Origin of the sequence: Streptomyces oceani (assembly GCF_001751245.1) — a bacterium.
In the GTDB taxonomy this organism is placed as follows: Bacteria; Actinomycetota; Actinomycetes; order Streptomycetales; family Streptomycetaceae; genus Streptomyces; species Streptomyces oceani.
Genome location: NZ_LJGU01000112.1, coordinates 69,954 through 87,886, shown reverse-complemented (window position 1 = coordinate 87,886; position 17,933 = coordinate 69,954). Strand labels below are relative to the sequence as shown.

Annotated in this window: 19 protein-coding genes; 11 read left to right on the top strand and 8 right to left on the bottom strand. The window is 67.9% G+C overall.

The window, feature by feature from the left end; all coding sequences use genetic code 11:
* The first annotated feature begins 81 nt into the window (after nt 1–81).
* Nucleotides 82–798 carry a hypothetical protein gene (locus tag AN216_RS05785; RefSeq protein ID WP_070195506.1) on the top strand — a complete coding sequence of 239 codons (717 nt, stop codon included), beginning with the start codon at nt 82–84 and terminating at the stop codon, nt 796–798.
* Nucleotides 799–1,144: 346 nt separating this feature from the next.
* Here AN216_RS05785 and AN216_RS26565 read toward each other — a convergent pair whose 3' ends face one another.
* Complete coding sequence (locus tag AN216_RS26565; RefSeq protein WP_079166301.1) at nt 1,145–1,798, bottom strand: TetR/AcrR family transcriptional regulator; 654 nt, start codon at nt 1,796–1,798, stop codon at nt 1,145–1,147.
* 285 nt (nt 1,799–2,083) lie between these two features.
* Here AN216_RS26565 and AN216_RS05775 point away from each other — a divergent pair, with 285 nt between their 5' ends.
* Both AN216_RS05775 and htpG read left to right on the top strand, forming a co-directional pair.
* Entirely contained in the window at nt 2,084–3,022 is a 939-nt protein-coding gene (locus AN216_RS05775; protein ID WP_070195504.1) for a bacteriocin fulvocin C-related protein, read from the top strand.
* A 903-nt stretch (nt 3,023–3,925) separates the two neighbouring features.
* Nucleotides 3,926–5,842, top strand: a complete 1,917-nt coding sequence (gene htpG, locus AN216_RS05770) for a molecular chaperone HtpG (protein WP_244502341.1) — start codon at nt 3,926–3,928, stop codon at nt 5,840–5,842.
* A gap of 18 nt (nt 5,843–5,860) precedes the next feature.
* On the opposite strand, the gene AN216_RS05765 is transcribed toward htpG, so the two are convergent.
* A complete protein-coding gene (locus AN216_RS05765; protein ID WP_070195502.1) occupies nt 5,861–6,331 on the bottom strand; it encodes an ATP-binding protein in 471 nt (156 codons plus the stop codon).
* Nucleotides 6,332–6,575: 244 nt separating this feature from the next.
* On the opposite strand from AN216_RS05765, the gene AN216_RS05760 reads away from it, so the two are divergent.
* From AN216_RS05760 to AN216_RS05745, 4 genes are all read left to right on the top strand, one after another.
* Nucleotides 6,576–7,427, top strand: a complete 852-nt coding sequence (locus AN216_RS05760; protein WP_070195501.1) for a helix-turn-helix domain-containing protein — start codon at nt 6,576–6,578, stop codon at nt 7,425–7,427.
* A 13-nt stretch (nt 7,428–7,440) separates the two neighbouring features.
* Nucleotides 7,441–7,653 carry a DUF397 domain-containing protein gene (locus AN216_RS05755; protein ID WP_070195500.1) on the top strand — a complete coding sequence of 71 codons (213 nt, stop codon included), beginning with the start codon at nt 7,441–7,443 and terminating at the stop codon, nt 7,651–7,653.
* A gap of 127 nt (nt 7,654–7,780) precedes the next feature.
* The gene (locus AN216_RS05750) at nt 7,781–8,287 is read left to right on the top strand and encodes an ArsR/SmtB family transcription factor (protein WP_079166310.1); all 507 of its coding nucleotides are present in this window, start codon (nt 7,781–7,783) and stop codon (nt 8,285–8,287) included.
* Nucleotides 8,288–8,401: 114 nt separating this feature from the next.
* Nucleotides 8,402–9,244, top strand: coding sequence for a M23 family metallopeptidase (locus tag AN216_RS05745; protein WP_070195498.1), 843 nt, complete (start codon nt 8,402–8,404; stop codon nt 9,242–9,244).
* 61 nt (nt 9,245–9,305) lie between these two features.
* Here AN216_RS05745 and AN216_RS05740 read toward each other — a convergent pair whose 3' ends face one another.
* Entirely contained in the window at nt 9,306–10,292 is a 987-nt protein-coding gene (locus AN216_RS05740) for a hypothetical protein (protein ID WP_070195497.1), read from the bottom strand.
* The gene (locus AN216_RS05735; protein ID WP_070195496.1) at nt 10,289–10,636 is read right to left on the bottom strand and encodes a PadR family transcriptional regulator; all 348 of its coding nucleotides are present in this window, start codon (nt 10,634–10,636) and stop codon (nt 10,289–10,291) included. Before AN216_RS05735 ends, AN216_RS05740 begins: the two co-directional genes overlap by 4 nt.
* 400 nt (nt 10,637–11,036) lie before the next feature.
* Between AN216_RS05735 and AN216_RS05730 the strand changes: the two genes are divergently transcribed.
* Entirely contained in the window at nt 11,037–11,690 is a 654-nt protein-coding gene (locus AN216_RS05730; RefSeq protein WP_079166299.1) for a YceI family protein, read from the top strand.
* A 281-nt stretch (nt 11,691–11,971) separates the two neighbouring features.
* On the opposite strand, the gene AN216_RS05725 is transcribed toward AN216_RS05730, so the two are convergent.
* The 3 genes from AN216_RS05725 to AN216_RS05715 all read right to left on the bottom strand — a co-directional run bounded on the left by AN216_RS05725 (nt 11,972) and on the right by AN216_RS05715 (nt 14,577).
* Nucleotides 11,972–13,555 (bottom strand): COG1361 family protein, encoded by a 1,584-nt coding sequence (locus tag AN216_RS05725; protein WP_070195494.1) that lies wholly within the window; start codon nt 13,553–13,555, stop codon nt 11,972–11,974.
* A 266-nt stretch (nt 13,556–13,821) separates the two neighbouring features.
* Nucleotides 13,822–14,130 carry a hypothetical protein gene (locus tag AN216_RS05720; RefSeq protein WP_070195493.1) on the bottom strand — a complete coding sequence of 103 codons (309 nt, stop codon included), beginning with the start codon at nt 14,128–14,130 and terminating at the stop codon, nt 13,822–13,824.
* Between the two features lie 168 nt (nt 14,131–14,298).
* Nucleotides 14,299–14,577: a hypothetical protein gene (locus AN216_RS05715; protein ID WP_070195492.1), complete on the bottom strand. Its 279-nt coding sequence runs from the start codon at nt 14,575–14,577 to the stop codon at nt 14,299–14,301.
* Between the two features lie 375 nt (nt 14,578–14,952).
* Between AN216_RS05715 and AN216_RS05710 the strand changes: the two genes are divergently transcribed.
* Both AN216_RS05710 and AN216_RS05705 read left to right on the top strand, forming a co-directional pair.
* Entirely contained in the window at nt 14,953–15,288 is a 336-nt protein-coding gene (locus AN216_RS05710; protein WP_070195491.1) for a WD40 repeat domain-containing protein, read from the top strand.
* Between the two features lie 94 nt (nt 15,289–15,382).
* Nucleotides 15,383–16,177 carry a VOC family protein gene (locus AN216_RS05705; RefSeq protein ID WP_070195490.1) on the top strand — a complete coding sequence of 265 codons (795 nt, stop codon included), beginning with the start codon at nt 15,383–15,385 and terminating at the stop codon, nt 16,175–16,177.
* Here AN216_RS05705 and AN216_RS05700 read toward each other — a convergent pair.
* Complete coding sequence (locus AN216_RS05700) at nt 16,158–17,318, bottom strand: helix-turn-helix transcriptional regulator (RefSeq protein WP_070195489.1); 1,161 nt, start codon at nt 17,316–17,318, stop codon at nt 16,158–16,160. The two genes, AN216_RS05705 and AN216_RS05700, sit on opposite strands and share 20 nt — an antisense overlap.
* A 144-nt stretch (nt 17,319–17,462) precedes the next feature.
* Here AN216_RS05700 and AN216_RS05695 point away from each other — a divergent pair.
* Nucleotides 17,463–17,933, top strand: a 471-nt coding sequence (locus AN216_RS05695) for a TIGR03086 family metal-binding protein (protein ID WP_139140865.1), incomplete at its 3' end; no start/stop codon positions are given.

The following is a 17,933-nucleotide window of genomic DNA, read 5'->3' as shown; positions in this document are numbered from 1 at the left end:
GGTCGATCGGTCACCGCGCTGTCCGGTCGACATCCCGATCCGCCAACCATCCGATTTTGCCCGTACTTTAAGGTGGCTGACATGCGAAGACTCAAGATACCCATGCTTGTCATGGCCGCCGCGCTCTTGGCCGCGGGCTGTGGTTCCGACGACGACTCGACCGAGCAGAGCGGCGACGACGGCAACTCCTCGCAGGAGCAGGAGAAGAACCAGCAGAAGCCCGAGCCCAAAACGCTCGCCATGGAACTCACCGGACCCCAGAAGGGCGTCGTCGAGTCCAGCGAGGACCTGAAGATGCCGCCGGAGCCGGACAACAGCGCGGAGTTCACCGAGAAGGTCGAGCACAAACTCCAGGAGAAGCTGCTGCGGAGCGCCATGACGAACGGCGAGACCAGCGCGGACTGCCCGGACGGCATCACCATGAAGGCCTCCGCGACCAGCGAGTGCACGGCCTCGTACGAGGGTGCGAAGGTCCCCTTCGAGGTCACGTTGAGCGAGGACTACAAGGAGGGCGCCTTCCTGATCCAGTACGACGCGGAACCGCAGAAGGCCCTCATCGTCGCCAAGCGCGTCTACCACGACTTCTGGGAGCAGAAGGGGAAGGGTGGTGCCCCGTACGAGCAGAAGGTGTCCTGCGACAAGATCCCGGCCGCCGAGGCGGTCAACGTGGACGCCGCCACCAGCCACCAGTGTCAGGTGTGGAGCGAGGTGGGCGGTGAGGACGGCGAGGGCAGGGTCACGCCCTTCGCCGTGTGGCCGGGTGCGTACGGCCCGGACTTCAAGCCCCAGGGCAGCTGACACGGCGGCGGCCCGGGCGTGCCCGCACGGACGCCCGTGCGGGCACACCGAGGCCGCTCGGCCGGCCTGTCCAGGGCCCGGCCCGTCAGACATTTCACCTTCCACCTGCCACGCAACTGGCTCTGGCAGCCGGCCTGGAGACACCTCTTCGACACCATCCACGGTGCCGGTTGACGATGGCAGCCCTGTCCATCCCGCCCGCCAGGGCCCGAGCGGAATCCAACTTGTGGAAAAGCTGGGCAGACCAGCAGATACCTGTTGGCCACGGCAGCCCATACCCAAAGAAGCCACCCGCGACGGCTGGGAAGACCACCACACGGCTGCCTGATGGATCAAGGATTGGTGGCTACGGGAGTCGTGCTCCGATGCCGTGAAGGATGAGGGGAGCGAGGACCGTGGGTAGGTGTTCCTCTTCCGCGTTGGTGTGTTGGCGGGTGTAGAGCATGTAGTAGTTGCGTTCAGCCATCCAGGCTATTGCCAGGGCCTGCGCCTGCGGGTCTCCGGTGGCGGGGAGAGCACCCCGTGCTTGCTTGCTCGCGATGACTGCGGCAAGGCCGCTCGCGGCGGTCTGCATGCTCTTTTCCCAAGCGGCGCGCAGGGTCGGCCGTTGACCCAGGAGCTCGGTTGCGGCGCTCAGCAGTGGGGCGTGCTGACGCCATAGAGCCGTGCAGTCCTCAAGGTACTTCTCCACTGTCACCGCGATGGGCTCCTCAGGAGCAGCGGCACGCTCCCACAGCCTCGCAAGCAGGTTGTCCAGCACCCGGCGAACCGCTGCTTCGGTGAGGGCGAGTTTGTTATCGAAGTAGAAATATGCCGCAGACCTGGACAATCCAGCATGGGTCGCTATGTCGTGGAGAGTGATCTCTGCCAGGGGGCGTGTCACCAGCAATTCTTCGACGCTGTCGAGGAGCGCATTCTCTTGGCGGTCCCCCTTGGTGGTCGTGGGGCGTCGGCCTCGCGTCGATTTGGTCGGGGGCTCGGGGTGGTCGCGTGCAGTCATGGGGTCAACCTAACGCCACTGATGTTTAGTTGACACAGCGTCGAAAATAAGCGACGTAATGTTGACACTGCTCTTGCCTAGGGTGACACTCGACACATTGCCGCATCTGCGAGTCCCTATGAGCGGCGGGTTGCGGTTGGAAGCGGGGCCTGTATCCGGTGTCCTGGTCTTTGAGGGCTCCGAGTCTGCTCCATCTCTGATCGGTGGCTATTCCGCCAGTGAGTGAGCCGATCCGAATCGAAGGAGTTCCGTCAGAGAGCACGAGCAATCTAGGAGGTACACGTAATGTCGAAGCAGGCGAAGCTGGACCGGTGGGTCCTCGCGTTCGACGGTTCGTGCGACACGTGTAAGGCGATCTCGGAAGCGGTTGAGCAAGCCAGTCAAGGAAAACTCGAAGTTCTGCCTTTGGGGCATCCGGACGTGCAAGAGTGGCGGCGGCTGAGCGTGGGGCCGGAGCCCCCCTGGGAACCGACCCTCGTGCACGTCCGTGGTGAGCAGGTGCAGGCGTGGACTCGGCCTCTCATGGGTCTACTCCTGGCGAAGAAGCTGGGACCTCGCGCGACGTACCGGGTCCTGCAGTCCCTCGGGCGGTTGCGGACGGAGAATCGAAACGAGACTCAGAGCCGTGGCTCGATTGACCGCAAACGGTTCCTGCAGCTCTTCGGTGGCATTGGCGTGGCGACCGCCATCACTGTGACCGGGCAGACTCCGGCCTTCGCCCAATCGCCGAAGACCCGGGCAGCAGCGTGGGTGGCGGCGAACAAGGACCGGTTGCCGCACACGTACGCCGGGATCACCCAGCACCCCGCTGCGTACCGCCCCGTGATTCTGGCCGCCCTGCCTCCGCGGGAACGAGCCCAGGCGTGGGTAGAGCACTTCGACCACTACCGCCGCTTGCATCCGAATCTGACAGCCGAGCAGAGTGCCGTCATCAACGACGCAGAGAAGATCGCCAAGCGGGTGTTTGCCGACGGCAGAGATCAGCGTCTCCCCGAATTGCGACGCCTCGAGGCAGCGGCAAAGCATGAGTTCGGCCCGGAAGGAGCTGCCGGGCTACTGGTGAATTATGGGCCTGCTGAAGCCTCCGTAGGCCCGGAAGCGAACTGCACCTGCGCCACTGATAGTGATTACTGCGGGACATACTGCAGTCGCGGCGGATGTCAGCTGGTGGGCAACAGTTGTGGGTCCCTTGGCCTGTTCGACTGTAATGGCCGCTGCACCTAAGACGTCATCTCATTTGGTTGGTCGGCGAGCAGGGTGGGGATCGTCTGAGCGACTGGTGTCGGACTGGTTGCGGGAGCTGTTTCAGCAGGTGGTTCCGGCGGCGCCGTCGCGGGTGGCAGGCCGGTGGTCGGCGCCGGCACGGTGACCGCGAAGTGCTGGCCGCAGTCGTGCTTGTGACGACCTCGGGATGCACGTAGTAGCAGGTGCCTACCGCGTCGGTGGGCTGTCAGAAGCGACGGCCCACCGACGTTTCACCGAGTGGATGAAGGCCCAGCGTGGGCCAAGCTCCACTTCCTGGTCATCGACGAACTTGAGTCCCAAGTCGAGCAGCCAACATGCGAGCCTTGTAAAAGGGGATTTGACAGGCCCGAATCCTGTAGACCGGGGGAAGCGCAAGCCAAAGGCCCACTTGATCATGGAACGGACGATTGGGCGCGGTAGCAGTCGGAAGCGGGCTCGTGTGTACAGCCGCGCGCCCTCCTGTGACGTCAGTCACCCGTTTTCCTCCCTGTTGCCGCCGTCCACGACGCCGGCCGCTCGAATGAGATGACGTCCAAGAGGTCATTACTGTCGATGAGTCACGGAAGTAGATGAGGGTCGGGCGAGGCTTCTCAGGGGTGGAGAAGGGCGCCCGAGGCGTGCCGCGCGATTTATGCTCGTGCGAGACGTGTGCGTTGCGCCCGCACGCGTGCCTCGCACACGGCGTTTCCGTGCGAGGCACGCGTCCGTGGAGGCGTACGCGTCCGCCGGCGTGTGGCATGACCGCTCTCGCCCACGCCACGGGCGCTGGTCAGGATCAGCCGAGCGATGTCGTCGACAGTCAGTAACGAAGGGGGAACCCCATTGAGCACGCAGGATGAGACGTTCGAGTTCCAGGTGGAGGCGCAGCAGCTCCTCCAGCTGATGATCCACTCGATCTACTCGAACAAGGACATTTTCCTGCGCGAGCTGGTGTCCAACGCCTCTGACGCGCTGGACAAGCTGCGCCTCGAGTCCCTGCGCGACCACGAGATCCAGGCCGCGGCGGACACCTCCGACCTGCACGTGCAGATCGAGTCGGACACGGAGCAACGCACGCTGACCGTACGGGACAACGGCATCGGCATGTCCCGCGACGACGTCGTCGGACTCATCGGCATGATCGCGAAGTCCGGCACGAAGCAGTTCGTGCAGGACCTGAAGGAGGCCAAGGAGGCGCAGGACGAGAACGCCTCGCAGGAGCTGATCGGCCAGTTCGGCGTCGGCTTCTACTCCAGCTTCATGGTCGCCGACAAGGTTTCCCTGGTCACCCGCAAGGCGGGCGAGTCCGAGGGCACCCGCTGGGAGTCCGACGGCACCGGTACGTACACCATCGGCACCGCCGAGGACGCGCCGCAGGGCACCGCCGTCACGCTGCACCTGAAGCCGGAGGACACCGAGGACTCGCTCTTCGACTACACCTCCGAGACGAAGATCAAGGAGATCGTCAAGCGCTACTCGGACTTCATCACCTGGCCGATCAAGATGGCCGTACCGGCGAAGGCCGAGGCCAAGGACGACGCCGAGTCGGACGACGCCGACGCGGAGGACGCCGCCGCCGACGAGGACGTGACCGTACTCGAGACCGTCAACTCCATGAAGGCGCTCTGGGCACGCAGCCAGAGCGAGGTGACGGACGAGGAGTACAGCGAGTTCTACAAGCACATCAGCCACGACTGGAGCGACCCGCTCGAGACCATCCGCATCCAGGCGGAGGGCACGTTCGAGTACCAGTCGCTGCTGTTCATCCCGTCCCGCGCGCCGATGGACCTGTTCATGCAGGAGCGCAAGCGCGGCGTACAGCTGTACGTCAAGCGGGTGTTCATCATGGACGACTGCGAAGCGTTGATGCCGGAGTACCTGCGTTTCGTCAAGGGTGTCGTCGACGCCCAGGACCTCTCGCTGAACGTCTCCCGGGAGACCCTCCAGCAGGACCGGCAGATCCAGATGATGCAGCGCCGGCTGGTCAAGAAGGTGCTGTCGACCGTCAAGGAGATGCGCACCAAGAACCCGGAGCGCTACGACACCTTCTGGTCGGAGTTCGGCAAGGCCGTCAAGGAGGGCCTGCTCAGCGACTTCGACAACCGGGACGCCATCCTGGACATCGCCTCCTTCGACACCACCCACGACCCGGACAAGCAGACCAGCCTCCGGGACTACGTGGAGCGTATGAAGGAGGGGCAGCAGCACATCTACTACCTCACCGGCGAGTCCCGCTCGGTCATCGAGAACTCCCCGCACATGGAGGCGTTCCGGGACAAGGGCTACGAGGTGCTGCTGCTCACCGACCAGGTCGACGAGGTCTGGGCCGAGTCGGCGCCGGAGTTCGACGGCAAGCAGTTCCAGTCCATCTCCAAGGGCCAGGTCGACCTGGACACGGAGGAGGAGAAGGAGGAGGTCAAGGCCGAACGGGAGCAGCGCGAGAAGGAGTTCGCCGAGCTGCTGTCCTGGATGACCACGGCGCTCCAGGACAACGTCAAGGAGGTACGCCTCTCCTCCCGCCTGACCACCTCGCCGGCCTGCATCGTCACGGACGCCAACGACCTGCCGCCCGCCCTGGAGAACATGTACCGGGCGATGGGCCAGCCGATGCCCACCGCCAAGCGCATCCTGGAGCTGAACCCGACGCACGCGCTGGTCAGCGGCCTGCGTACGGCGCACGGGGAGGGTGGCAAGGAGGAGCAGCTCGGCGAGACGGCCGAACTCCTTTACGGCATGGCGCTGTTGGCCGACGGCGGCGAACCGGTGGACCGTTCGCGGTTCGTCGGCCTGCTGGCGGACCGGCTGGAGCGCACGCTGTGACGGCCTGACGTCGGCTGTTCAGTTGGCGGTGTCGTCTGGGCGGAGCGGTGAACTGAGCTCCGCCCAGACGACCTTGCCGCCGCCGGTGCGGGCGAAGTCGTAGACGCCCCAACGGATGGCCAGCCGCCTGATGAGGAACAGCCCACGCCCGCTGGTGTCGTACGGATCGGCACCGGCGGGCGTCGGCGGTTCCGGGCTCATGTCCCGCACACTGAGGCGCAGTACGGCCGCTCGCGGTTCCCACCTGAGCCGTAGGAACATCTCGCCGGCCGCGTACCGGTAGGCGTTGGTGACCAGTTCGCTGCACAACAGCTCGGCGCTGTCCACGAGTTCGGTCGGCTCGTGCAGCTCGTGCGCGCGCAGCACCGTACGGACGGTGGCGCGGCCGACCTGTGGGGCGCGGGCGTGGTGGGGGAGTCGGAGGCTGTACTGCCAGCCCTGGACGGACGATGACGGGGGAGCGGGCGCGGGTACGGCACGTAGGGACACGTAACTCTCCTTCGAGTCGCGCGGTTTGTATGGAGGGACGTGGCTGCCCAGACCGGTGGCTCTGCCGTGCCGCGCTCGCGTTGACGTCGTACGCGGGCAGCACGGTGCACTTCCGGCACTGGCACCACGGTGGGTGAGTGACGTGAGACACACGGTATAGCATTCGGGCAACTTGTACATCCCATGATCGGCAACCGAATGTGACGGATGTAGGTTGTGGATAGCCGATCGGAGGGACAGGGGCATGCCAGCTCGTAGTGCGCCTACTGCGCGACAGCAGCGACTTGGGGCTGAGCTGCGCAAGCTTCGGGAGCGTGCGGGCCTTTCAGCGGCCGATGCCGGAAGGGCGCTGGGAGTAGATGGGTCGCGCATCAGCAACATCGAAGTTGGGCGCTTTGGGGTCAGTCCGGATCGCGTCCGCGCTTTCGCCCATGCCTATAAGTGTTCGGACTCACTTCTTGTTGAAGCGCTTGCGGACATGGCGGAAACACGCAAAGGTGGTTGGTGGAGCGAATATCAGGAGACGCTTCCCTCATGGTTCCTTGATATCGCCGAGTTGGAGCACTATGCAACGGCGATTTGGACGGCTCAGGTATCCCATCTTCCCGGGCTTCTTCAGACTGTTGACTATGCGCGCTGGACATTCCGTCAGAACATTCCAGCTCCATCGCCTCCGCAGATTGAGTACTTGACTTCGCTTCGGATCAAGCGACAGGTAGTTCTCTACCGTGATGACCCTGTCCCGTACACTGCGGTTATCCATGAAGCTGCTCTGCGCATGCAGTTCGGTGGCGTGAGTGTCATGTGCGAACAACTTCAGCACATCATGGATATGAGCGAGCGTGGAAACGTTACCGTTCTCGTGATCCCGTTTTCGGCAGGAGCTTTTCCTGGAGCGGGACAGACGGTTCTTCTTGCCGGGGGCGCTGTCCCACAACTGGATACTGTTCAGCTCGACTCCGAGCACGGATCTGATTTCCTTTGTGCAGATGCCCAGTTGGAGAACTACCGAACCTTCATGCGGCGCTTCCAGGACATGGCGCTCTCGGTCGCGGATTCCCGAGAGATGATTCGTTTGATCATCAATGAGTTGTGAAAGGTCTATATTTATGTCAACTCTGCGCTGGAAGAAATCTTCGTTCAGTGGACAAGGCAACAACTGCCTGGAGATAGGCGCGGTCTCCATGGCCACGCCCTGCGTGCACCTCCGGGAGAGCGACGATCCGGGCGTCGTGCTCAGCACCTCGCCCGCCCAGCTCGACGCGCTCCTACGGGCCGCCAAGTCCGGTGTCCTGCGCGGCATCAGCGAGCCCAGCCGCTGAGGAGTCGCCGAAACCTCGCGGACGGCGGGTCGTTCAGCCCGCGTTGGCGGCCTGTCGTTCGCGCGGGGCGCTTCCCCGGCAGTCGCACGCATGGGTTGTACGAGAGTACGTAATTACGTACTCTCGAATCGTGGATCAACTTGAAGAACGGGTTGCCGACCTGGAGCAGCGGCTGGCCGCGCTGGAAGTAGCGGAACCCCCGGAGCGCCGCTCGGCAGAGGGGGACTTCTGGGCCCTGGACGGGCTGAAGGAACAACTGGCCGGACTCCAGGCGGCGGACGGAGGGGTGACGTTCGCCGGCGCTGTCCGCCTCCCCACCGGCGAGCGCTACGAATGGCAGCAGGGTGCGCTTACCGAGGGCTTGCTGGGAGAGGACTGGACCGGAGCCGCCGAGGTGATCAGCGCACTCGGGAATCCCGTACGGCTCCGGTTGCTGCAGGAGATCATGGGCGGTCGGCGCACCGTGGCCGAGTTGGCCGAACTGGATGACATGGGTACGACCGGTCAGATCTATCACCACCTGCGCCATCTCACCGGCGCGGGCTGGCTGCACACGACGGGTCGTGGGCTCCACGCGGTCCCAGCGGCCCGCGTCGTGCCGCTTCTCGTGGTGCTCTCCGTGGCCCAGTCCTGACCGGCTCACACGGCAGTGGACGGCCGGGCCCTCAACTCGCCGGCCCACCGGAACACGCACCGACTGTCGGCCGGCCGACGATCGCCAAGACCCAACGCTCACGCAGGGGGAGACATGCCCATACGCAAACTCGGTCCGGTGGCCTATCGGGGGCTCCTGATCGCCTTCTTCGCCCTCGTCGCCGCGGACGTCTGGCTGGATCTGAGCCACCCGTGGTGGTGGAACTTCCTCCCCCTGGTCCTGGCGTACGCACTGCTCTACTCGCTGAACAGACCTGCCCGCACCGCCACACGAGCCGAAAGCACGGCGGTCCGGGCGCCGGTCGACGTCGCCCCACCCGTCTCGGGCCGCTGGTCCGCGCTGAACAGTCCGGCCAACCAGATCCCCAGCCACGGCACGCACTCCTACGGTCAGACCTACGCCATAGACACGGTCGCCGATCCCGAGCCGGGGGCCCGGCCAGCGTTCCGTGCGCTGTGGCCGATCGCCCGCCGCAACCGCGACTTCCCGGCGTTCGACGCCCCGTTGTACGCGGTCGCCGACGCGACCGTGGTCCGGGCCTCCGACACCCAGCGCGACCACTTGAGTCGCAACTCGGCGCCGGGACTGGTGTACCTGATGCTCCTGGAGGCTTCCGTGCGTGAAGTAGCCGGGGTCCGCCGGATCGTCGGGAACCACCTGGTTCTCGACCTCGGCGACGGTGTGTACGCGCTGTACGCCCATCTACGGCAGGGCTCGCTCGCCATCCGAGTGGGTGACCGGGTCCGTGCCGGCGACGTGCTCGCCCGCTGTGGCAACTCCGGGAACTCCACCGAGCCGCACGTCCACTTCCAGCTGATGGACGGACCGGACCCGGACACCGCCCGCGGTCTGCCCTTCACTTGGCGGGGCATCGGGGTCCCACGCAACGGTGAGGTCTTCGAGGCGCCGGAACCGGCTCCGGCTCCCTCGGCGTAGTCCGCCCCGCGAGTCGCCTGTCGCGGGTACGTCCCGCGTTCGTGTGCGCACGGCGGGCTGTTCAGCCGCGCTTGGCGGCATGCCGCACGCGCAGTGCGCCGGCGAAGGAGTACACCCCCAAGGCGGTCGTGACGGCTGCCAGCGCGATCAGCCACGGCGACATGTCGCCGTGCAGCTGGTCCAGGAGATACAGGCTGACCATCGCGGTGCCGGCGCCCATGCGCAGGTCCTCGCGCTGCCACCAACGCTCCTGAGGTGTCTCGCCCTTCGCCAGCCGGCTCGCGTACACGGCGACCGGGCCGAACTCCTCCTCCGCCTCCGTGCGTGACTCCGCGAGGTGTCGGCTCGCCTCCTCGGCGAGTTCGGCGGCCCGGGCGCGCGGCAGCTCGTACCGCATCTCCAGCAGTCGCGGCAGCCGTCGCAGCCACGCCTCGGTCGGCAGCGGCTCGTCCCGGGGCGCACGGTTCTCGGGCGGCTGGCGGAAGAGTGCCCAGCCCAGCAGCGCCAGCCCCGAGGCCGCCAGGGCCGGCGGTGGTACGGGCCCGACCACGGTGTCCGGCCCCTGGGTGAACGCGACGGCGGCCGAGGCGACGCCGAGCAGCGCGCCCGCGCCGTAGGCCACCGCACGCTTCGGGGCGGCGGCGTGCCGCGCGTGCGCCACGCCGTGCAGGGACCACACCGCCCCAGCGACGAGCGGGAGTCCGACGAGCCCCGCGACCGTGAGGTCGACCAGCCAGCCCCGGGCCACGGTGAGATAGCCGCCCAGCACCAGGCACATCAGACCGAGTTGGGCGCACACGGCGTTGCCGTGGTGGGCGGGGGCGTCTGGTTGGTGCCGATCCCGTACGTCCTCGGGCAGTCGTTCGTGTACGACGGTGTCGGCGAAGTCCTGGGGGAGACCGAAGGCGGCGGAGGGGCGTTCGCCGCTGTCGGCGCAGTGTTGGGCGACCTCGGCGAGCACCGTGTCGGCGAGGTCGCCGGGGACGGATCGCTCGGCGAGCGCGTCGCGGGCGCGGGCCTCCCAGCCCGTCGGGATGTCGGTGGTCACGGTAACTCCTTGTCGGCATGCTCCATGAGCTGGTTCATCGCCTCGGCGAAGCTCTGCCATCGGGTGATCTCGTCCCGCAGCCGGGCGCGTCCGTCCTCGGTGAGGCTGTAGACCTTGCGCCCCGGCCCGCCGTCGCCCGCCTCCCAGCGGGACTCGACCAGGCCGTCCGTCTCCATGCGGCCCAGCACGGGATAGAGCGCGCCGCCGCGCACGGCTCCCAGGCCGTACTCGGCGAGTCGCTGCACCAGGGCGTAACCGTGCCCGTCGCCCTCGGCGAGCACGGCGGCCAGGCTGAGCCGCAGGGTGCCGCGCTGCCAGTCGGACGTGGGGTCGTTGGGCGCCATGTCACCTCCCGGGCGGGCACGTGGGGCGAGTACTCGACAGCTCGACTACTCTCGATCACTGACTATTACGTATTCAGACTAGTCGCTCGTGTGCGGGCGTCAACCCTCGGGCCTGGAGGGTGCGTTGGTCTGTGCGGCTGCCATCGACGCGTCCTTGCCGTGAGGCGCCGGGCGCGCGACCGCACATGCGGTCCGTCGCGATGGCGCGCGGGTCCGTACGGGGGCCGGCGGGGGCGGGCTGCGTTCAGGACTGCCAAAGAATTACGGAAAGTGGTGATAAGGCTAAAGCTGCAAGGGCTTGGGACGGGTGAAGAGCCGCGAAAAAAAGATGTGGTCGCTGGGTAGCTGAAAGCCTTGTTCGCTGGCACGATTCCCACGCACGAGCACAGAAAGAAGTTCCATGAAGCTCTTTGGGTATCGCAAACGCAAATCTCAAAAGTCTGAACCAGCCGAGCCGGCGGCTCGGGAATCCGCCGCCGTGAGAGCCGGCTTGCACCGTGAAGAGAACCTGGCTCTCTCCAAGCTCTCGGGCAACTGGGTCCTCGACCCCGCCCACAGCAGCGTGGGCTTCGCGGCCCGGCACGCGATGATCACCAGGGTGCGGGGCATCTTCACCGAGTTCGAGGGTCACCTCTTCCTGGACGGCGAGCGCCCGGAGGCGTCGGGCGCGCAGGTCACGATCGACGTGAACAGTGTCGACACCCGGGTCGAGCAGCGCGACAACCACCTGCGCAGCCCGGACTTCTTCGATGTCGCGCGCTTTCCCAAGATGACGTTCCGCAGCACGCGGATGGAACGGCTCGAGGAGGACGTCTACCGCATGGCCGGTGACCTCACCATCCGGGACCGCACCAGCCCGGTCGTCATCGACCTGCTGTACTCCGGCTCCGTGATCGACGCCTTCGGGGTGGAGCGGGTGGGCTTCGACGGCTCGGCGATCGTCAGTCGTAGCGACTGGGACCTGACCTGGAACGCCAACCTGGAGACCGGAGGTGTGCTGGTGAGCGAGAAGATCAAGCTGGAGTTCGACATCTCCGCGATCCGGGTGAGTTGACCGTTTCGTTGTCATGCCCATGCTTTCCGCTCGGGGTAACTTCCCGCGCGGCGCAGCGCTGACCTGTCGTGCCGAAGGCTGACAGGCAGCGCCCAGCCCTTGGCCCGCCTGGCGTTGGCCGAACAGGTCGACGTCATGCTGGTCGTGTCCGTCCTCGCCGCTTGTCCGAGCCGAGGCCGGCACGCGCCGGTCGCACGAACGCCCGTCCCAAACAGGACGGTCGAGGCGTCAGTCAGTCGGAGGGTCAAACCACCAGCGGCGTCGCCTCGAACATCACGCCGTCAGCCGCCGGCCTGACGACGTCGACGAATCACGTGGCGCGTCCCGAAGCCGAGGGCGAGGAGTACGGCGGCCCCGCCCATGTACGTCGTCGTTCGCGAGTCCGACCGCTCGTCCGGTGAACCGGAACCGGTCCGCTCCGTATCGGACACGCCGGTGACCCGCAGCGGCACCGCGGCGGTGTCGTTCTCGGGCTTCGGATCGTGCGGCGGATAACGCTCGCTGGGCACGACCTCGACCTTTCCCCGGGCGTTGGGCCGTTTCCGCTCGATGCGCAGCTCGAAGTCGGCGTGCGTGAGCCTGTCACAACTGGCCTGCCGGCCATCGTCCTCGATGTCGCACAACGACTGCTCTCCGTCTCCCGGACCACTCACCACACGAGTCCCCTCCGGCGCGGTGAAGCGCAGGGTGAACGGCGTGTCCTCCTGGAAGTTGGGGGACTTCGCCGGGCCCCGCCCCCGCACCTCGACCCGCGCTCGTACGGTCTCGCCGACCTTGCCGCGCAGTGAGTCGCCAACGGCCCGCAGATCCACGTAGCTGTCCAGCTCCATGCGGAAGTTCGTGGAGTCGCCCTTGGCGAGGTCCACGCCCCACGAGGACGATTCGACCAGTTCGAGCGGTGGCCCCTCCCCCTGACTGGCGCCGTACTGGGAACTCTCCGGATCGTATGTCGGGTCCAAGGCGCCACCCACGGGATACGTGGAGGCCCGGACGGCGCTGTGCAACTGCCGCTTGGGCGCGCTCAAGCTGAGCGGCTCCCGCAGGGTGACCGTCTCGCCGGGCTCCAGCGCACGTGAGAAGACGCAACTCACCTGGTTGCCGCTGTAGGTGCAGTTGCGGTGCCGTGGGCGGACGTCGCCGTTGTCGAGGTGCACCGCCACGCGGATGCCTCGCACAGCGGGGACGTTGCCCTCGTTCCGTACGACCGGCCGGGCGGTGAACGTGCTGCCCGGCCGTAGTCCCTTGAAGTCGCCCTTCAGCCCTAGGCTGAGCTTCGGCTCTCCGACGTACAGCTCCCGGGTCCGTAGCTCGGTCGAGCTGTCGTCCACGCCCCGCAGACCGGCCCGTACGGTGAGGGTGGCGTGCTCGCCCGGCTTGCTGCCCAGGGCCGGGCGCAGGTCGAAGGGCCGCATCCGGAAGTCTCCGCCGTTGTCCTCCCGGACGGGGGACGAGCAGAACACCTCGCCGTCCTCGTGTCGGCACCGTTCGTCCAACTGCCGCACGACGGCGGTCCCGGAGAGTTGTGAGATGTCGATGCGCAGGGTCGCCTCGGTGTCCGAGTTGACCTGCTCGCTGACTTCGAGATGGAGCTCGAAGTTCCGATCAGGATCCGCGTCCTGCCGTGCCAGGTACTGAACGGGGGAGAAGTGGGTGAGGCGGAGTCGCGGACCGTCCTTGTCGCTCTTGTCTCCCCGTGTGACGACGGACTGCGCGGTGTGTGTGTTCGGAGGGGGTCCGTCGCCGAGCATGGCGAGGACCGTGGCCAGGGCCGTCGTGAACGCGAGGAGCGTGACGGCGCGCCGGGCGTACCTCCGCGCGGGGCGTACGGGTTCCGGCGCGCGCTCGTAGCGAAGTGTCGCGGGCATCCCTGGCCCTCCTGACCGCTCACGACGCAGCTGGCGGCGAGTGCTGAGACCGGTTTCCGGGCCACACTAGACGGGCGGAAGGATGCGGGGCTCGCCGGGATGGTGTCGAGCGGCGTGCACAGGGTGGTGCCGGCCGCGTCAGCTCCCGCCGCCTGGCGGGTCGTTGGCTCCACGGCGCGGGTCGGGCGCCGTACGACGGGGGAGCGGTGCGTACGGCGCCCAGGTAGCGCGGTGGTGCCGGGCCGGCGGCCCGGGGTGGCGGGGCGTCAGCGGGAGACGGTGTTCGCGCAGTCCATGGACTCCTTCTGAGCCTGCTTGGCCTGCTTCTCGTCGCGCGGGGCGGCGGACTCGTCCTTCGTGCTGGTCGAGCATTCCCGGGTCTGCTGGATGACGACCTTCTTGCCGTCCTCGGTCGTGTACCGGCGCTCCTCGTGCTCGGAGCAACGCACGGTCTGACCGTCCCACTGACAGGAGCCGGGCGAACCCTTCTCCTCCGCCTGGGCGACGCCGAGGCCCGACAGGGCCAGGCCGCCGAGGACTCCCGCCAACGCGACGGACTTCTTCACCTTCGACATCTCGCTCAACTCTCCCTCTCAGCACTTGGGCGCGGACGACAACGAACAGGGACAGGACAGGGGCACGCGGGCGACCGCGTGCCCGGGGAGTGAACAGAAGCGGGCCCCGACGGAGGCGCTGTGGCCGTATCCGTCGGGGCCCGTTCACGGCAACCGTGTTGGCTGAGGTCAGCGACCCAGCACGGCGGTGTTGGAGCAGTCCTGCGACGTCTCCATCTCGTTGCCCGAGTCGCCCTCACCGAGCAGGCCGTTGAGCAGGCCGATGTTGCTCAGCAGGTTGAAGTCGGAGTCGTTCAGGTAGCACTTGCTGCTCTGCTCGACCTCGGTCTCGACGTTGACCTTGTCGGGGCCGTGGTGGCCGCCGTTGGCGACCGCGGTGCCGACGCCGATGAAGCCGAGGGCGCCGACCATGGCCGCTACTGCAGCGGCACTCTGAAGCTTGCGCATGCTTATGTCCTTCGCTGGCTCGAATGGATGCGGATCACTGGGAACCGCAGTGCACGGGGAAAACTAGGCGGCGCGTGGAGGCGGCGCGCGTCGACATGCCATGACGAAAGGCCAACCCACTCGTACGGGTGAGGAAGTGGCTGTGCCCTGTCCATCGCGGTTGACCATTGGGGTCCGGACTTCCAGCGAACGCGCCCTGAGCTGGCGAGTCTCCGCCGGCCCGGCCGGGTACTCCCGTACGTGCTGAGGGGTGCGGCGGCTCTGGGGCACGACGGCCGCGTTGTCCGAACCGGACTGTACGGTCCGCCACATGAACAGTGAACTGCTGTTACAGAGCAGTGAGATACCGAGCGCTCGCCCCAGGTCGACCTGGACGTGGTCGAGGTCGGCGGGGCGGTCCTGGTCGTGTGCGCGGACGGGGTGGGGGACGACGAGCCGATCCAGGACACGAACACCGGACACGACGGCCGTGTCCTCACCATGGACACGATCACCATCGGCGACCGGCCGCTCGCGGTGAGCGGCTCTGATGACGAGACCGTGCGGGTCCGGGGCGTGGTCGGGGGAGCCGCCGTCGGGTGCTCGTTGCTGCGGGCAGGCGTGCTGTCGAGGTGGTGCGTACCACGCTGCTCGGAGGGCCGCCCTGTGGTGCTGAGCGCCGGCCGCGACGGCTGGATACGCCTGTGGGACCTCGCGGCGCTGCCGCGCTGAGGCCGCGAGCCCGCACGACGCGCGATCTCGGGCCCGTGGTGCCAGGCTGGAAGGACAGGGACTCGTCCGGGATCGACGCGCGAAGGGAAACGTCATGATCACCACGGACCTCGTCACCGGTTCCCCCGCCTGGCTCGATCTCGGCGCGACCGATCCCGCCGCCACGGCCGCCTTCTACGGTTCCGTGTTCGGCTGGCAGGTGCGCCCCTACGACCCGGTCGCGGGCGGATACGGCTTCTTCGAGCTGGACGGCAAGACGGTCGCCGCCTTCGGCGAGATGACCGACTCGGGCGCGCAGCCCGCCTGGATGATTTACTTCCGCACCGCGGACGCGGACAGCGCGGCCGAGACCGTACGCCAGCGCGGCGGCACGGTCCGGACCGAGCCCTCCGACGTCGGCGAGTACGGCCGGCTGGCGCAGTTCACCGATCCGCAGGGCGGCGAGTTCGCGGTCTGGCAGCCGGGCACGACGCCCGGCCTGGACACCTTCGACGAGCCGGGCGCGTTGATGTGGACCGAGCTATGCACCACCGACGCCGCCGAGGCCAGCGACTTCTACCGCGCCCTGTTCGGCTGGCGGATCGACGACATGACGATGCCGGGCGGCGAGGGGACGTACGAGTTGCTGACCCCGGCTGGCCAGAGCGAGGACCACATGCACGGCGGCATCGCCGAGGTCGGGCCGGAGGACCTGCCGATGACCAGCGGCAGCCCGTACTGGCACCCGGTCTTCCACACGGCCGACTGCGACGCCTCGGTGGCTCGGGTGACGGAGTCCGGCGGTGGGGTCACCCGGGAGCCGGCGGACGCGGAGGGTGTCGGCCGGCTGGCGGTCTGCCATGATCCGGCGGGCGCGGAGTTCGTGTTCCTCACCCCGCGGCCGGGTTGAGGGGTTCGGCTGAGTGGTCCGGTCGCGAGGCCAGCGGTGCGGGTGCCGGTGCGGGTGCTGGTGCGGGTGCCGGTGCGGTGGTGTCGCGGCTGGTGGTCGCGCTGTCGCTGTCGCCGTGCCGCTCCAGGATCTGCCGGGCGGCCCGTACGAGTTCGTGGCGTGCCTCGGGTGGCTCGAGGACCTCCACGTCCGGGCCGAACTGGAGGAGTTGGCGCACCGCCGGCAGTACCGGATAGCGCAGCTCGACCGTGATCCAGTCGGGGTCCGACGCCGGCGCGCGGCCCGCTTCCGTACGAGCCGCCGCGCCTCCCGTCGGAGAGTCCACGTCGGCGGCCAGCTGGAATCCCGCCAGACGCTGGAACAGGTCGAAGCGCGCCCGCCGTACCCGGGCGCGCACCCGTACGCCCTCCGGCCGCTCCTCGACCCGGCGACGCAGCAGGTCCCAGACCTCGGCCAGTTCCACTCCGTCCCGGCGGCGTGCGGGGGCGTCGGTGACCCGCGCGGAGACCATCCGGTCCGCCCGGAACAGGTGCGGGGCGCCGCGCTGGTCCGCGACCAGATACCAGACCCCGGCCTTGGCGACCAGGCCGTACGGGTCGAGGGTGTAGCGGCTCGGTTCGGTGGCGCCGCTGTGGCGGTAGCGGACCCGCAGTCGCCGGTCGGCGAACACGGCGGTGTGCAGCACGTCCAGGTCCACGGCCGGCAGCCGGGACTCAGCACAGTCGCCGGGTGTGGAGCGCCCGGGCATCCAGCGGTCCGGGTCCACCAGGATGCGGCGGCTGGTCAGTTCGGCGGCCGGCCGGTGCGGCGCCGGCAGCGCCGCCATCACCTTGCGCAGCGCGGAGCCCAGCGCCTGCTCCAGACCGAGCGCGGAGTGAGCGCTCTGTGCGGCGAGGACGAACAGGGCCCGCGACTCGTCGGCGGTCAGCCCGGTCACGTCCGTACGGAAGCCGGCCAGCAGCGCGATGCCGCCGTGCCGGCCGCGTTCGGCGTAGACCGGCACTCCGGCGGCGGAGAGCGAGTCGATGTCGCGGTAGACGGTGCGGGTGGAGACCTCCAGCCGCCGGGCCAGCTCGGTCGCCGTGACCCGGTCGCGGGTCTGGAGCAGCAGCAGGATCGACAGCAGGCGGTCGGACTTCACCTGTCCAGGGTGCCGCAGGCCGGGTGTAAACCTGACGGCGGGTGTCCGGTTAGCGGTCCACGATCGGTGGTGCCGGCGCGGGCCGTACGGACGCGCGTCGGCACCGCGCCGACCGGCTCAGCCCAGCAGCAGAGAGGCACCCGCATGATCAGCGCACCACAGCAGACCACCGACCCGCGTCCGCTCCTGGAGCGCGCCACCGAGCAGCTGGCGGGGCTGATCCAGTCCGTGCGCCCCGAGTGGCTGACGCACCGGACGCCCTGCGCCGAGTGGGACGTACGGGCCCTGTTGGGCCACGTCGTGGAGGCCACGGGACGGTTCGCCGAGTTGGGCGAGCGCGGTGACGGCGCGGCCATGGCGGCGCCGACGACGCTGACCGGCATCCCGGACGACGGCTGGTCCGCGGCGTACGCCGAGGCGCGCGCCCGGCTCAGGGCCGCCTGGGCCGACGAGACGAAGCTGGCCGGCACGTACGCGCTGCCCTGGGGCACGGTGCCGGGCCACGTCGCGCTGTCCGGGCTGTTGATGGACGCCGTCACCCACACCTGGGACCTGGCGCGCGGCCTGGACGGCCGGCCGGAGCTGGATGGCGAACTGGCCCGTGCCGCGCTGGAG